Raw genomic sequence first — 15,756 nt, 5'->3', positions numbered from 1 at the left:
CCTGCCTGCTGACGTCTAGACGACGACGCGGGCGGCGAAGCCGGCCTTGCGGGCTGCGGTGTAGGCCGCCGGGAGTGCGGCTACGAGGGCGTCGACCTCCTCCGCCGTGGTGCCGTGTCCGAGGGTGAAGCGGAGGGCTCCCCTGGCCTCGTCATCCGGCACCCCCATCGCCGTCAGCACGTGCGACACCTCCGGCACACCGGCCTGGCAGGCGGATCCGGTGGAGACCGAGAAGCCCGCCATGTCGAGCAGGAACAGCAGCGAGTCTCCCTCGCAGCCCGGGAACGTGAAGTGCGCGTTGCCCGGCAGCCGGCCCGCCGGGGAGGGATCGCCGCGCAGCACCGCCTCGGGCACCGCCTCGCGCACGCCCGCCGCGAGGCGGTCCCGCAGCCGCGTGATCTCCGCGAGGTACCCGGAGCCCGCGACCGACACCGTGCCTGAGCCCGCGGCCGCGCCCAGGCCCGCGCCCGCCACCGCGCCGGATCCCCCGGTCGAGACAGCGCCTGCGAACTCCGCGGTCACGCGGCGCGCCGCCGCCGCGAAGGCCGCCGCCCCCGCCGCGTCCTGCGTGCCCGAGCGCACGCGCTGCTGACTGCCTCCGTGGATGAGCGGCTCCACCGTGCTCCGCCGCGCCAGCACGAGCGCCCCCACCCCCACCGGCCCGCCGATCTTGTGCGCCGACACACTGAGCGCCGCCGCCCCCACCGCGTGGAAGTCGATCGGCAGGTACCCGTACGCCGCCACGGCATCCACGTGCACGGGCACCTCGAACGCCTCCGCAGCCGCCACGAGCTCGGCGACCGGCTGCACCGTGCCCACTTCGTTGTTCGCCCAGAGAAGGGACACGAGGGCCACGGATGCGCCGTGCTGCGCGAGCGCCGCCGTGAGCACCGCGGGTTCGAGCCTCCCCAGGGCATCGACCGGCAGCTCCACCACCTCGGCGCCCTCGTGCTGAGCCAGCCACTCGACGGCATCGACCGTGGCGTGGTGCTCCCCGCCGGGCACCAGCACGACGGGCCGAGCCACATCCGCCTGCCGCGCCCAGTAGAGCCCCTTCACCCCGAGGTTGATCGACTCGGTGCCACCCGAGGTGAGGATGACCTCGATCGGCTCCGCCCCGAGCGACGCCGCAACGGCCTCCCGCGACTCCTCGAGCAGCCGCCTGGCGCGCTGCCCTTGCGAGTGGATCGACGACGGATTGCCCACGATCGAGAGCGCATCGATGTACGCCGAACGCGCCTCGGGCAGGAGGGGCGTGGTGGCGGCGTGATCGAGGTAGACAGGCATCCGGATCTCGGGATTCCAGCGGATTTCAGGGGGGAGAAGAGCTGCAACTACTCTATGTCTCATGACATCGGCCGACCCCCTCGCTCGGCTCGGCGTTCGCCTCACATCGCACGGCGGCGAGCTCCGCGTGTGGTCGGAGAACGCCACGAGCATCGACCTCTGCCTCTACGACCGCAAAGACCCCAACTGGGTCTACAAGACGGTGCCGATGACGAGGGATGCGCACGGCGTCTGGTCGGCCCGCACGCGCTCCCTGGCCCCCGGGAGGCGCTACACGCTCAAGGTCGACGGCCCCGATGGCCCCCGGGATGCCTTCGACCCCGCACTCAACCTCCTCGACCCCTACGCGAGAGGGCTCGTGCGCTCGGGCCGCGAGCAGTGGCGGAGCGTGGTGGTCGACGAGGAGTTCAACTGGAACGGCGTCGAGAAGCCGCACACCCCCCTCGATCGCACAGTCATCTACGAGGCCCACGTGAAGGGCCTCTCCAAGATCAACAACCGCATCCCCGAGCATCTCCGCGGCACCTACGCTGGCCTCGCCCACGAGACGAGCATCGGCTACCTCAAGAGCCTCGGGGTCACCGCGGTCGAGCTCCTCCCCGTGCACGCGTTCGTCTCCGAGCAGCGGCTGCAGAAGCAGGGCCTCACCAACTACTGGGGCTACAACACGCTCGGCTTCTTCGCCCCGCACAACCTCTACGCCTCGAGGGCCGCGCAGGCCGAGGGGCCGAGCGCCATCCTGCGCGAGTTCAAGGGCATGGTGAAGCTCCTGCACGAGGCCGGCCTCGAGGTCATCCTCGACGTGGTCTACAACCACACCGCCGAAGAGGGGCGGATGGGCCCGACCACGAGCTTCCGCGGCATCGACAACTCCTCCTACTACCGGCAGACCTCGCGCGGCGACTACATCGACGTGACCGGCTGCGGCAACTCCATCGACACCTCCACCCCCGCGGTCTCGCGCCTCATCCTCGACTCGCTCAAGTACTGGGCCAACGACGTGCAGATCGACGGCTTCCGCTTCGATCTCGCCGCCACCCTCGGGCGGAACGCCGACCACTACTACGACCACGAGCATCCGCTCATCAAGGGCATCGTCGACGTCCCCGAGCTGCAGGGCGTGAAGATGATCGCCGAGCCGTGGGACGTGGGCATGGGCGGCTGGCAGACCGGCAACTTCCCCTCGGGCTGGTCGGAGTGGAACGACCGCTTCCGCGACCGGATGCGCAAGTTCTGGCTGCGCGACATCAAGTCGATCCGCGAGAACGGCAACCCGGGCGACGGCGTGGGGATGCTCGCCACCCGCATCGCCGGTTCGTCGAGCACCTTCGCGCAGTCCCGCGGCCCGCTCGCGAGCGTGAACTTCGTGACCGCGCACGACGGCTTCACCCTCGCCGACCTCACGGCCTACAACGTCAAGCACAACGTGGGCAACGGCGAGGCGAACCGCGACGGCACCGACAACAACATGTCGTACAACCACGGCATCGAGGGCCCCACCACGAGCCGCCCGCTCGAGCAGTCGCGGCGCCGCGCCATGCGCAACCTCATGGGCACGCTGCTGCTCTCGGCGGGAGTGCCCATGATCACGGCGGGCGACGAGTTCGGCCGCAGTCAGAAGGGCAACAACAACGCCTACTGCCACGACTCCGAGCTCACCTGGATCAGCTGGGACAGGCGCACGTGGCAGAAGGACCTCTGGCGCACCACGCAGCACCTGCTGCGCGTGCGGCGGGAGAACCCCGCTCTGCGCCCGCTGCGCTTCGGGGTGTTCGGCGAGCGCACGCCAGGCGCCAGCCAGATGGACTGGTACGACGCCCACGGCGAGTCGATGTCGGTGGCCGAGTGGAACTCGCCCGAGAACCGCACCCTGCAGTACGTGGCCGCCTCCACACCCGAGCAGGAGCCGTTCAACCGCATCCTCACCGTCATCCACGGCGTGGAGGAGGCCGTGACCGTCACCCTGCCGCTGCACGACGACGTCACCGCCTACGAGTTGCTGTGGGACTCCGGAGACGACTCCCCGCCCGTGCACCACCACGACGAGCCGCTCCCCCGCTTCGCACCCGGCGCCGAGGTCCAGGTGCAAGCGGCTTCTCTGCAGCTCTACCGAGCTGTCTGAAGCACCGGCTCGGGCGTCGCGGACGGATCGGTGCCCGCTGACGTGAGGGCTCGGCCGGCCGGGAGGGCGAGGGCCACGATGGCCGCCAGCAGCAGCGCCGCGGCGCCCACGGCGATGGCCGGCACGGCGGCGTCGACGTAGCCCGTGGGCGTGAACAAGCCGCCCGCGCCCGTGAACACCGCGGTGAGCACGGCGATGCCGAGGGCCACCCCGATCTCGCGCAGCGTGGAGTTGGTGCCGGAGGCCTTCGCGTTGTCCTCCGGCGCCATGTGGGCGAGCACCGCTGTGGAGGAGGGTGCGAACACGAGCCCCATGCCCACCCCGGCGAACACGAACGCCGGCACCAGCAGCGGGTAGTCGAGCGTGGCCGACATGGTCACGGCGAGCCAGCCGACACCGACCGCCTGCAGCACCAGCCCCACCACGATGAGCAGCCTGGTGCCCACGCGAGGTGCGATGAATCCGGCGAGCGGCGCCACCACCATGGGGGCGAGCGTCCACGGCATCGTCATGATGCCGGCCTCGAGAGGCGTCGCCCCTCCCACGATCTGCAGGTACTGGATGAGGATGAAGATCGATCCGAAGATGCCGAAGCTGAAGGTGAGCCCCACCACGTTGGCGACCGAGAAGCTGCGGTCGCGGAACAGCCTGAGCGGCAGCAGCGGGTTCGCCACCCGCCGCTCCCACAGCACGAACGAGCCGAGCAGCACCGCCCCCACGAGCAGCGCACCCACCACCTCGAGGCTCCCCCACCCCGCGTCGTTGCCGCGCACGATCCCATAGACGAGACCGAGCACGCCGCCGCCCGCGAGCACCACGCCGAGCACGTCGGCCCGCAGCCTCGATCCGAAGGAGTTCGGCAGGGCGAGCAGCACGAGCGGCACGCTCAGGATGCCCACGGGCACGTTGAGCCAGAAGATCGCCTCCCAGGTCCACCCCTCGATCACGGCGCCGCCGATGAGCGGGCCGAGCGCCACACCGAGACCGGAGATGCCGCCCCAGATGCCGATGGCCAGCGGCCTCGCCTTCGCACTCACCGAACCCACGAGGAGGGTCAGCGAGAGCGGCATGAGGGCGGCGGCCCCGAAGCCCTGCACGGCCCTCGCCGCGATGAGCATCCACGGCTCCACGGCCAGGGCGCACAGCGCGGAGGCGGCTGTGAACACAGCGATGCCCGCCAGGAACACGCTGCGCCGTCCCAGCCGGTCGCCGAGCGCCACGGCGAGCAGCATGAAGGTGGCGAAGCTCAGCGTGTAGGCGTTGATGAACCACTGCAGCTGCTCGATGCTCGCGTCGAGCTCCTCACCGAGAACGGGCAGGGCGCTCGTGACCACGAGGTTGTCGAGCGTGGCCATGAACATCGGCACGCTCGCCGCCACGATGGCGAGCCAGACGGGGACCTTGCGCATGCGTTCTCCAGTCGAAAGAGGTAATCGGATGATTACTTAGCCACCATAAGTAATCGGCTGATACCCTGTCAAGCGTGACCGACGACGCGAACGACACCGTGGCCGAGCCCGTGACCGAGCCCGTGACCGAGAAGAAGACGAGGATGTCCTCCGAGGACCGTCGCGCCCTCGTGCTCGACGCGGCCACCACCGTGTTCGGAGACGCCGGCTACAGCGGCACCACGACAGACGCGGTCGCCCGCGCCGCCGGCGTGAGCCAGCCCTACGTGGTGCGCATGTTCGGCACCAAGGAGCAGCTGTTCCTCGACGTGCTCCACCGGGCGCTGCTCAAGCTCATGGAGGCCTTCCGCGAGGCGATCGCCGGAGATCCTGAGGTGCCGATGGCCCGCCGGCTGGGGCTCGCCTACTTCGCCCTCACGGCCGACCGCGGCCTCCTGCTGTGCCTCATGCACGCCTTCGCGCTCGGCTCCGATCCCGTGATCGGCCCCGCCGCGCGCTACGGCTTCCTCGACGTGTACCACCTGCTGCGCGAGGAGGCCGGCATGTCACCCGACGAGGCGTCGGCCTTCCTCGCAGGCGGCATGCTCTCGAACGTCGTGCTCGGGGTGCGCATGCTCGACGACTACGACGACGACCCCGCTGTGCGCGAGCTCATGCAGACCGTCTTCCCCGAGAAACTCGACGTCATCAGGGCCGCCCACCCGCCGAGGGCGGCTCCTAGTGCGCCACGGCGATGAGGCCGAGCTCGGCCGGTGAGGCCAGGTGCGGGTTCTTCGGCACCACCCGCACGGTGTAGCCGAACGATCCCGAGCGCGCGAGCTCCACGGTGCCCGCGTACACGAGGTCGCTCGAACCGTCGGTGGTGGGGCGCGTCGACAGCTCCACCGTCGACGACTCCGAGATGTCGTCGCCGTGCACCGCGTGCCCGTAGACCACCTCGACGGCCACGTCGGAGGGAGCGAGCCCGCCCAGCTGCACGTGGGCGCGCACGTGCAGCACGTCGCCCACCTGGGGCGTGTCGTCGAGCCCGCCGGACTCCACGTGCACCACGGCCACTCCGTGCCAGGACTCCGCCACCCGGTGCTTCCACTCGGAGAGCTCCCGCGCGGCCTCGTGGTCGTCGACCGTCATGGCGCGCTCGGCCTCGGCCGCCGGGATGTAGAGCCGCGAGACGTACTCGCGCACCATCCGCTCGGCGCTGAGCTCGGGCGAGAGCGTGGCGAGGGTGTGCCGGATGGACTGCAGCCAGTGCGTGGGGATGCCGTCGGCGTCGCGATCGTAGAACCGCGGGGCCACCTGGTTCTCGAGCAGGTCGTAGAGCGACTCCGCCTCGAGGGCGTCGCGCTCGTCGGCGTCGCCCGCCGAGTCGGCGGTGGGGATGGCCCAGCCGTTCTCGCCGTCGAAGTACTCGTTCCACCAGCCGTCGAGGATCGAGAGGTTGAGCCCGCCGTTGAGCGCCGCCTTCATGCCGGAGGTGCCGCACGCCTCGAGCGGCCGCAGCGGGTTGTTGAGCCACACGTCGGTGCCCGGGTAGAGCAGCTGCGCCATGCCGATGTCGTAGTTCGGCAGGAACACGATGCGGTGCCGTACCTCGGGGTCGGAGGCGAACTGCACGAACTTCTGGATGAGCCGCTTGCCCTCCTCGTCGGCCGGATGCGACTTGCCGGCCACCACGAACTGGATGGGCCGCTGCGGGTCGAGCAGGATCGACTTGAGCCGCACGGGGTCGTGCAGCATGAGCGTGAGCCGCTTGTAGGTGGGCACGCGCCGCGCGAAGCCGATGGTGAGCACCTGCGGGTCGAGCAGGTTCTGGTACCAGGCCGGCGGGATCGAGTCGGGGTTCTGCTCGCGCCACGCCTCGGTGACCCGGCGCCTGGCGTCGTGCACGAGCTGGCGGCGCATGTCGCCGCGCACGGCCCAGAGGTCGGCGTCGCTCACGGCCTCGGAGCGCCAGTCCGCGGCCGTGGTGTCGCCCGTGCCGAGCTTGGTGCGGGAGAGCTCCTGCAGCAGCGGATCGGTCCAGGTGGGCGCGTGAACACCGTTCGTCACCGAGGTGATCGGCACGTCGGCACGATCGAATCCGGGCCAGAGCCCGGCGAACATGCCCCGGCTCACCTCGCCGTGCAGCACCGAGACACCGTTGGCGCGCTGACCGAGGCGGAGGCCCATGACGGCCATGTTGAACACGTCGGGCGAGCCGCCCTCGTAGTCCTCGGCCCCGAGCGCGAGCACGTTGCCCACCTCGAGCCCCGGCAGCATGTCGGTGGAGAAGTAGCGCTCCACGAGCGAGCGCTCGAACCGGTCGATGCCGGCGGGCACGGGCGTGTGGGTGGTGAAGACGGTGCCTGCGCGCACCACCTCGAGGGCCTGGTCGAACGAGAGCCCGCCGCCGATGAGGTGCGAGATGCGCTCGAGGCCCTGGAACCCGGCGTGCCCCTCGTTGGTGTGGTAGACCTCAGGCATCGGCTGATCCGTGAGCTCCGAGACGACCTCGAGGGCGCGCACACCGCCGATGCCGAGCAGCAGCTCCTGCAGCAGCCGGTGCTCGCCGCCGCCGCCGTAGAGACGGTCGGTCACGCTGCGCAGGTCGTCGTCGTTGTCGGGGATGTCGGTGTCGAGCATGAGCAGACGCACCCGCCCCACCTGGGCCTGCCAGATGCGGGCGTAGAGCGCGCGATCCCCCGGCAGGGCCAGCACGATCTGGGCAGGGGTGCCGTCGGCGAGGCGCAGCACCGAGAGCGGGAGGCCGTCCGGGTCGAGCACGGGGTAGCTCTCCTCCTGCCAGCCGTCGCGCGAGATGGCCTGCGAGAAGTAGCCGGAGCGGTAGAAGAGCCCCACCCCGATGATGGGCACACCGAGGTCGGAGGCGGCCTTGAGGTGGTCGCCGGCGAGGATGCCGAGGCCTCCCGAGTACTGAGGCAGCGCGGCGGCGATGCCGAACTCGGGCGAGAAGTAGCCGATCGAGCGGGGCCGAGGCCCCTCGAGACCCTGGTACCAGCGGGGCTCGCGGAGGTAGGAGTGCAGGTCGTCGCGGAGGCTGTTGGCCCAGGCCACGAAGCCGGGGTCGTCGGCGAGCTGCGACAGCCGCTCGGGGCGCACGGCTCCGAGCAGGGCGACCGGATCGCCGAGCGTCGCGCGCCAGTCGTCGGGAGAGATGTGGGCGAAGATCTGCCGAGTCGGTTCGTGCCACGCCCAGCGCAGGTTGGCGGCGAGTTCTCCGAGAGCCGAGAGCGACTCGGGGAGCACGGAACGGACGGTGAACCTGCGAATCGCCTTCACGCGGGGAACTCTTTCTCGAGCGGGGTCCTGATGACTCGGCCAGCCTAGGGCAGTCGGGTTCCGCGGTCGTGAACACCCGGGTGAACACCCGTTGCAGCCTCACCCTTTGTCGGTAGGGTCTGACGTGTGGCAGCTACGCGCAAACGACCAGCAGCGGCACAGGCGGCTCCGGCCCCCGCGCCCGCATCCGACACTCCGACCGTGAGCTCCGCCGAGCCCACCGCCCCCGCGGCACCCCCAGCACCCCCCGCCTCCGAGGCACCAGCGGCACCTGCGGCCTTCCAACCGCAGATGGGCCGCATCCCCATCGTGGGCGTCTTCCCCCAGGTGGAGGGCGGCCGCTGGCCCGCCAAGGGCTTCGTGGGAGAGGTGCTGCCGTTCGGTGCCACCGTGTTCCGCGAGGGCCACGACGCCGTGGGTGCTCACCTCGAGCTCGAGGGGCCCGACGGCACGGTCGTCGACCGCCCGCTCACCCGCACGGCGAGCTGGGACGACGAGTGGCGCTGCCTCGCCCAGGTCACCTCGGAGGGCTCGTGGCGCTTCCGCATCCGCGCGTACTCCGACGACTACGCCACGTGGGAGCACAATGCGAGCGTCAAGATCGCCGCGGGCATCGACGTGGAGCTCATGTTCGCGCTCGGCGCGCAGCTCTTCACCCGTCTCGCCGGCGAGACGGAGCGGCCAGAGGCCGATCGCGCCCTCTTCGCGGAGGTCGCCGCCACGCTCGGCGAGACCGCCGGCCCGCAGACCGAGCGTCTCGCGAGCGCCTACCAGCAGAGCGTCACGGATGCGCTGCACGTGCGCCCCGCCGAGAGCCTCGTGACGCACTCCGCCTGGCACCCCCTGAAGGTCGAGCGCACCCTCGCGGGCTCCGGCAGCTGGTACGAGTTCTTCCCCCGCTCCATCGGCGCCGAGCAGCTCGAAGACGGCACCTGGAAGAGCGGCACCTTCCGCACGGCCGCCGAGCGACTGCCCGATGTCGCCGACATGGGCTTCGACGTGCTCTACCTGCCGCCGATCCACCCCATCGGCGAGGCCTACCGCAAGGGTCGCAACAACACGCTCGACCCCCAGCCGGGCGACCCCGGCTCGCCGTGGGCCATCGGAGGCGCGGCCGGCGGCCACGACGCCGTGCACCCCGATCTCGGCACGCTCGACGACTTCGACGCCTTCGTGCAGGCCGCGAAGGAGGTCGGCCTCGAGGTCGCGCTCGACTTCGCGCTGCAGGCCTCGCCCGACCACCCGTGGGTCACCGCGCATCCGGAGTGGTTCACCACGCTGCCCGACGGCACCATCGCCTACGCCGAGAACCCGCCGAAGAAGTACCAGGACATCTACCCGATCAACTTCGACAACGACCCCGTGGGCATCCGGGCCGAGGCGCTCAGGCTGCTCGAGTTCTGGATCGCCAGGGGCGTCTCGATCTTCCGGGTCGACAACCCGCACACCAAGCCGCTCGACTTCTGGGAGTGGGTCATCCACGAGGTCAACGCCGCGCACCCCGAGGTCGTGTTCCTCGCCGAGGCCTTCACCCGGCCCGCGGCCATGCAGGGCCTCGCCAAGGTGGGCTTCCAGCAGTCCTACAGCTACTTCACGTGGCGCAACACCAAGACCGAGATCGAGGAGTTCTTCGCCTCCATCTCGCAGGAGACCGACGCGTTCTTCCGCCCCAACCTGTTCGTCAACACGCCCGACATCCTCACCGAGTACCTGCAGTTCGGCGGCATGCCCGCCTACCGCATCCGTGCCGTGCTGGCCGCGACGGGAGCCCCCACGTGGGGTGTCTACTCGGGCTACGAGCTCATCGAGAACGTGGCACGGCCGGGCGCCGAGGAGAACCTCGACAACGAGAAGTACGAGTACAAGCCGCGCGACTTCCTGGCCGCCGAGGCGGCGGGCCGCTCGATCGCGAGCGACATCACGCGCTTGAACGCGATCCGTCGCACCCACCCGGCCCTCGGCCAGCTGCGCAACCTGCGGCTGCACGGCTCGGACGACGACTCCATCGTGGTGTACTCCAAGCACCTCGCGGCGGAGTTCTCGCCCGACGGCGTCGACGACACGATCATCGTGGTCGTGAACGTCGATCCGCACTCGGTGCGCGAGACCACCGTGCACCTCGACCTCACCGAGTTCGGGCTCGAGCCCGACGCGGTGTTCGGGGCGACCGACCTGCTCTCGGGGAACCACTGGGAGTGGTCCGCCCACAACTACGTGCGGCTCGATGCGTTCACGCAGCCCGCCCACATCCTGCACATCTCGGCCCCCGCTGCCGACGTGCTCCCCGAGACAGAAGAAGGCGCATCCTGATGCCAGCCCCCGTCAGCTCCGAGGGCTCCTCCGCCCTCGTCCTCCCCACCCTCTCCACCGAGGTGCTCGACCGCATCGCCACGGGCAGCCACTACGACCCGCACGGCGTGCTCGGTCTGCACCTCGTGGCGGCCGACGGTGTCTCCGATCCGGTCGCCGTCATCCGCACGCTGCGCCCGCTCGCCCTCGAGGTCACGGCGGTGCTCGCCAACGGCGCCCGCGTGGAGCTCGCGCACCTGCACGCCGGCATCTGGCAGGGCTACACGCTCACCGGTGCGAGCGACTACGTGATCGAGGCGCGCTACGACGACGACGGCATCTGGACGGCCGACGACCCGTACCGCTTCTCCCCCACCCTCGGCGAGCTCGACCTGCACCTGATCGGCGAGGGCAGGCACGAGAAGCTGTGGCAGGTGCTCGGTGCTCGTGTGGAGGAGAAGCAGGGCGTCGACGCGATCACCTCGGGCACCGCTTTCGCCGTGTGGGCTCCGCACGCCAAGGCCGTGCGCGTCATCGGCGAGTTCAACGGCTGGGACGGCGTGCGCCACTCCATGCGCAGCCTCGGCGGCACCGGTGTGTGGGAGATCTTCATTCCCGCCCTCGACGCCGGGAGCACCTACAAGTACGAGATCCTCACGCAGTACGACCAGTGGGTCTCCCGCGCCGACCCCATGGCGCGCTCCACGGAGGTGCCTCCCCTCACCGCCTCCCGCATCGAGACCACGTCGTACACGTGGCAGGACGACGAGTGGATGGCCCGTCGCGCGGCCATCGACCCGCACACCCAGCCCATGAGCGTCTACGAGATGCACGTGGGCTCGTGGAAGCTCGGCCTCGACTACCGTTCGCTAGCCGACGAGCTCATCCCGTACCTGCAGAACCTCGGGTTCACGCACGTGGAGTTCATGCCGCTCGCCGAGCACCCGTTCGGCGGCTCGTGGGGCTACCAGGTCACCTCGTACTACGCCCCCTCCTCGCGCTTCGGATCGCCCGACGACCTGCGCTACCTCATCGACCGGCTGCACCAGGCCGGCATCGGTGTGCTCGTGGACTGGGTGCCGGGCCACTTCCCGAAGGACGAGTGGGCACTGGCCCGCTTCGACGGCGAGCCGCTCTACGAGCACTCCGACCCGCGCCGCGGCGAGCAGCCCGACTGGGGCACCCTCGTGTTCGACTTCGGCAACAGCCAGGTGCGCAACTTCCTCGTGGCGAACGCGCTCTACTGGTTCGAGGAGTTCCACATCGACGGTCTCCGGGTGGATGCCGTGGCGAGCATGCTCTACCTCGACTACTCGCGGAAAGACGGCGAGTGGCTGCCCAACCAGTACGGCGGGCGGGAGAACCTCGAGGCCATCAGCATGCTGCAGGAGGTCAACGCGACCGCCTACCGTACGTTCCCCGGCATCGTGATGATCGCCGAGGAGTCCACTTCATGGCCGGGCGTCACGCACGCCACGAACCGCGGTGGGCTCGGGTTCGGCATGAAGTGGAACATGGGCTGGATGCACGACACCCTCGAGTACATCGAGGAGGATCCGATCAACCGCAGCCACCACCACGGCCAGATCACGTTCTCGTTCATCTACGCCTTCAGTGAGAACTTCCTGCTGCCGATCTCGCACGACGAGGTCGTGCACGGCAAGGGATCGCTGCTCAGCAAGATGCCGGGCGACCACTGGCAGAAGCTCGCCAACCTGCGGGCGTACCTCGGCTTCATGTGGGCGCACCCCGGCAAGCAGCTGCTCTTCATGGGCCAGGAGTTCGGGCAGCCCTCCGAGTGGAGCGAGGAGCGCGGTCTCGACTGGTGGATCCTCGACCAGCCCGTGCACCAGCAGCTGCTCGCGCTCGTGGGGCACCTCAACCGCGTCTACACCGAGAACCCCGCGCTGTGGGCCCTCGACAACGAGCCCTCGGGCTTCGAGTGGATCGACGGCGGATCGTCGTCGCAGAACCTCGTGTCGTTCCTCCGCTGGGACGCGGAAGGCAACCCCATCGCGATCCTGATGAACTTCTCCGGCGCCCCGGTGGGCCCGTACCGCGTGGGCCTGCCCTTCGGCGGTCGCTGGGACGAGCTCGTCAACACCGACGCGGTCGAGTACGGCGGTTCGGGCGTGGGCAACTACGGCACGGTCGAGGCGGAGTACGTCCCCTGGTCGGGCCGCCCGGCGTCGGTGGAACTGACGCTCCCGCCGCTGGCAGCCCTCTTCCTCAAGCCCCGCAAGCTCTGATTTCTTTGCTGCGCCGGTCCCTGCCCGGCGCAGGCGACATGCTTCGGTGAGATCGCTGACGCGGCCTCGCCGGCGCATCGGGTCATCCGGGCGCGGCCAGCGGCTTTCGAACCACCGCGGAAGTCACCACGCAATGGGCCGTACCCGACGACCCAAGGTGAGCGCGGTGCCGCGCCAGCGACCGCACGCGAACATGCCGCATGCGCCGGGTAGGGACCGGCGCACCAGCTAATACAGCAGGGCCGCGAGGCGGCGGCGGGCCGCCGTCACTCGCGGGTCGTCTGTGCCCACGACCTCGAAGTGCTCGAGGAGGCGGGTGCGGATGGCGTCCTTGCCCTGCTGGTCCTGGGTGGGGAAGAGGTCGAGCAGGCGCGTGAAGGCGTCGTCGATGTGGCCGCCCGAGAGGTCGAGGTCTGCGACGAGCAGCTGCGCGTCGAGGTCGTCGGGGGCCGCCGCTGCGGCACCGCGGATCTCGTCGAGCGACTTGTCCTGCAGGCGGGCCAGCAGCTGCACCTGGGCGAGGCCGGCCACGGCCAGCGTGTCCCTGGGGTTCTGCGCGATGGCGGTCTGGTACTCGAGGATCGCCCTCGCGTAGTCGCCCTCGGCGATGGCCTCGTAGGCCTCCGCGTGGTGCGGGGGCAGCGGGTCATCCACGGGCTCGGCCTCTGCGCCGACGGCGTCGACGTCGCCGCCCGCCACCGAGACCGTGCCGGTCACGCCGTTCTGAGCGGCGAGCTGCAGCACCTGCTCGAGCACGGCCTTGAGCTCGTCCTCGGGGTAGGTGCCCTGGAACAGCGAGACGGGGCGCCCGCCCACGAGGGCGGCGACCGTGGGCACCGACTGCGCCTGGAAGGCCTGAGCCAGCTGCGGGTTCTCCTGAGCCTCCACACCCACGAGCGCGAGGCGCCCGGCGTAGGCGAGCACGAGCTTGGTGAGCAGCCCCGTGAGCTCCTTGCTGGCCTCGGCCCAGTCGGCCTTGAGGTCCACGATCACGGGCACCGTGTTCGAGAGCTCGATGAAGCCCGTGAAGTTGGCGTCGGTGCCCTCGAGCACGAGCGACGGCAGCGTGCCCGCAGGCGACCCCGCCGGAGCGCCGGCCGCGCCGGGCGCACCCGGGCCCGCCGTCACGCCCGGAGCACCCGAGGCACCGGCGGGTGCGGGCGAGTTGGCCCGGTTCACGAGGGAGGAGAGGTCGACGGCTCCGCGAAGGGCGCCGGCGGGGGGCGGGGGCATGGTCACGGAAGCTCCTTAGCGCTCACGAGGCCCTGGGCGAAGCCGAGCAGCTCGGCCTTCGAGGTGTCACCCGAGGGCGGGATGTAGAACAGCAGCTGGTAATCGTAGACGGCCTCGGTGCCCTTGGCGGTCTCGTCGATGCCGGAGAGGGCCTTCACCGCTCCCTGCGTGCTCACCGTGGCGCCGGACTCGATCGGCTTGACCGTCTCCGACTCCTTGAGCTCGATGGCCACGAGAGCGCCGGAGGCGCTCGTGGCGAGAGCGATGTTCTGCCCGTCCGCCGGCACCTGGGCGAAGTCGATCGAGGCCGTGTCGGAGAACCCGGCCTTCTTGTCGGCCTTGTACTGGGCGCCGACCTGCGTGCGCAGGGTGTCGCCCTCCGCGTCGATCTGGTCGATGTACTGGCTGGCGTCGCCCGCCACGAGGATGTCGGCGTACGCCGTCTTGAGCTCGTCGGGAGTCATCTGCAGCAGCTTGGTGTCGGGAGCGAGCCGGGTGGTCCCCACGCTCGCCGCCGCCACGGGGGGCAGGCTCGTGTCGGGCTCGAGCGTGATCTCGTAGTAGACCTTGTAGTTCGCGCGCGGTGTGTCCTGCACGAGCATGAGGGCGACGGGCGGCACGGCCGTGTCGGTGCCTTGCACGATCGTGAACACGGTCTTGGGCCACACCGAGCTCGCCTGAGGCAGCACCACCTGCAGCGGCCCGGCCGGGATGGCCTGCGGCGCCGGGTACTCGGGGTAGGCCGCGCGGATGCCGTAGGTGGCCGAGCGCAGCTCGAGGGCCGGCCCGGAGAAGCGGGAGGAGAGCAGCTCGGAGTTCGATGCGGCGTCGGCCTCGGCGGTCACCGTGGAGATGGTCGAGACGATCGCCTCGAGCTGGGCCTCGGTCACGGCGGGAGTGGGCGCGTCTTCGTCGACGACCTCGGTGGGCTGCGCATCCGCCCCAGGAGTGGCGGTGGGCTCCGGCGTGGGCGTCGCCGTGGCGGCGGCATCGCTCGAGACGGTCTCGGGGGCGGCCTGCGGCCAGTAGTCGGAGGAGCAGCCGCCGAGCGCGAGCACCGACACGAGAGCCACCGGCGCGGCGATCATCGGCGCGATCGACCGCCGACCGCGCGAGGAGCCCGCCTCGAGGGCCTCGGGGCGCGACCGCCTCGAGCGCTTGCCTCCCAGCTGTGCGGGGGGCTTGCGGCGAGGCCGCTGCGAGCGCCGCATGTCGAGCAGCCCGAGCACGAGCAGCACGAGGCCTGCGAGCAGGAAGACGACGCCGGCCACGAGCAGCGGGCCGACCCACGGCGTGGCGTTGGGGATGGGCCAGGAGAGGCGCACGGTCGTGGGTGCCGGCTGCGTGCCGTCGGAGGCCACGATCACCGAGTAGCCCGCAGGCAGGTTGAGGGTGCGGTACATCGCGTCGTCCGTCTGGTACTGCTCGAGCCAGAGGTCGCTCCCGGCCGGGTCGGCCGATCCGCTCGCCACGTTCTCGGCGCCCTCGGGGTCGGCCTCCACGGTGGCGGAGTCGAGCTCTCCGGTCTCCTCGTCGTAGCCGATGGTGTCGTACTTCGAGCCCTCGAGCCAGGCCTCGACATCCGAGGTGCGCCCGTAGGCGGCGAAGACGGTGTCGCTGCCCGAGAGCACGAGGGTCTGCGTGCCCTCGTGGGTGAGCAGGGTCGACGAGTCGATCATGACGTAGGGCGAACCGCTCTCGAGCTGCACCGAGGAGGTCACAGAGCTCGGAGGGAGGAACACGGTTCGTTGCGCGACACCGGCGCCGATCAGCGCGGTTGCGATGATGAAGGCGAAGATGGCGAAGATGAAGCGCAAAAATACTCCTGACAAAAGACATTAAAAGATAGCCGATGGAGCGGGGCGCCTCACTCAGGGTACGTCCAGGC

9 protein-coding genes are annotated in these 15,756 nt (G+C 70.3%); 4 read left to right on the top strand and 5 right to left on the bottom strand.

What is annotated here, in order from left to right; translation table 11 throughout:
• Window positions 1–15: 15 nt before the first annotated feature.
• Window positions 16–1,287 (bottom strand): cysteine desulfurase family protein, encoded by a 1,272-nt coding sequence (locus ACEXQC_RS13715; RefSeq protein ID WP_374823263.1) that lies wholly within the window; start codon window positions 1,285–1,287, stop codon window positions 16–18.
• Between the two features lie 61 nt (window positions 1,288–1,348).
• Here ACEXQC_RS13715 and glgX point away from each other — a divergent pair, with 61 nt between their 5' ends.
• Complete coding sequence (gene glgX, locus ACEXQC_RS13710; protein WP_374823260.1) at window positions 1,349–3,409, top strand: glycogen debranching protein GlgX; 2,061 nt, start codon at window positions 1,349–1,351, stop codon at window positions 3,407–3,409.
• Here the strand turns inward: glgX and ACEXQC_RS13705 are convergent.
• Complete coding sequence (locus ACEXQC_RS13705; RefSeq protein ID WP_374823257.1) at window positions 3,394–4,818, bottom strand: DHA2 family efflux MFS transporter permease subunit; 1,425 nt, start codon at window positions 4,816–4,818, stop codon at window positions 3,394–3,396. The two genes, glgX and ACEXQC_RS13705, sit on opposite strands and share 16 nt — an antisense overlap.
• Window positions 4,819–4,892: 74 nt before the next feature.
• On the opposite strand from ACEXQC_RS13705, the gene ACEXQC_RS13700 reads away from it, so the two are divergent.
• A complete protein-coding gene (locus tag ACEXQC_RS13700; RefSeq protein WP_374823254.1) occupies window positions 4,893–5,555 on the top strand; it encodes a TetR/AcrR family transcriptional regulator in 663 nt (220 codons plus the stop codon).
• Here the strand turns inward: ACEXQC_RS13700 and glgP are convergent.
• On the bottom strand, window positions 5,536–8,097 hold the full coding sequence (gene glgP / locus ACEXQC_RS13695; protein ID WP_374823252.1) for an alpha-glucan family phosphorylase: 2,562 nt from the start codon (window positions 8,095–8,097) through the stop codon (window positions 5,536–5,538). The genes ACEXQC_RS13700 and glgP overlap by 20 nt on opposite strands.
• A 201-nt stretch (window positions 8,098–8,298) precedes the next feature.
• Between glgP and ACEXQC_RS13690 the strand changes: the two genes are divergently transcribed.
• Window positions 8,299–10,407 carry an alpha-1,4-glucan--maltose-1-phosphate maltosyltransferase gene (locus ACEXQC_RS13690; protein WP_374823249.1) on the top strand — a complete coding sequence of 703 codons (2,109 nt, stop codon included), beginning with the start codon at window positions 8,299–8,301 and terminating at the stop codon, window positions 10,405–10,407.
• Window positions 10,407–12,635 carry a 1,4-alpha-glucan branching protein GlgB gene (glgB, locus tag ACEXQC_RS13685; protein ID WP_374823246.1) on the top strand — a complete coding sequence of 743 codons (2,229 nt, stop codon included), beginning with the start codon at window positions 10,407–10,409 and terminating at the stop codon, window positions 12,633–12,635. The genes ACEXQC_RS13690 and glgB overlap by 1 nt, the downstream gene beginning before the upstream one ends.
• Before the next feature lie 228 nt (window positions 12,636–12,863).
• Here the strand turns inward: glgB and ACEXQC_RS13680 are convergent, their stop codons facing one another.
• Complete coding sequence (locus ACEXQC_RS13680) at window positions 12,864–13,874, bottom strand: tetratricopeptide repeat protein (protein ID WP_374823243.1); 1,011 nt, start codon at window positions 13,872–13,874, stop codon at window positions 12,864–12,866.
• Window positions 13,871–15,685 (bottom strand): DUF8094 domain-containing protein, encoded by a 1,815-nt coding sequence (locus tag ACEXQC_RS13675; RefSeq protein WP_374823240.1) that lies wholly within the window; start codon window positions 15,683–15,685, stop codon window positions 13,871–13,873. The genes ACEXQC_RS13680 and ACEXQC_RS13675 overlap by 4 nt, the downstream gene beginning before the upstream one ends.
• Between the last annotated feature and the right edge of the window lie 71 nt (window positions 15,686–15,756).

The sequence above is a fragment of the Herbiconiux liukaitaii genome (genome assembly GCF_041927495.1).
GTDB lineage: Bacteria > Actinomycetota > Actinomycetes > Actinomycetales > Microbacteriaceae > Herbiconiux > Herbiconiux liukaitaii.
The sequence above is the reverse complement of the archived record's forward strand: the minus strand, read 5'-3'. Positions and strand labels throughout refer to the sequence as shown.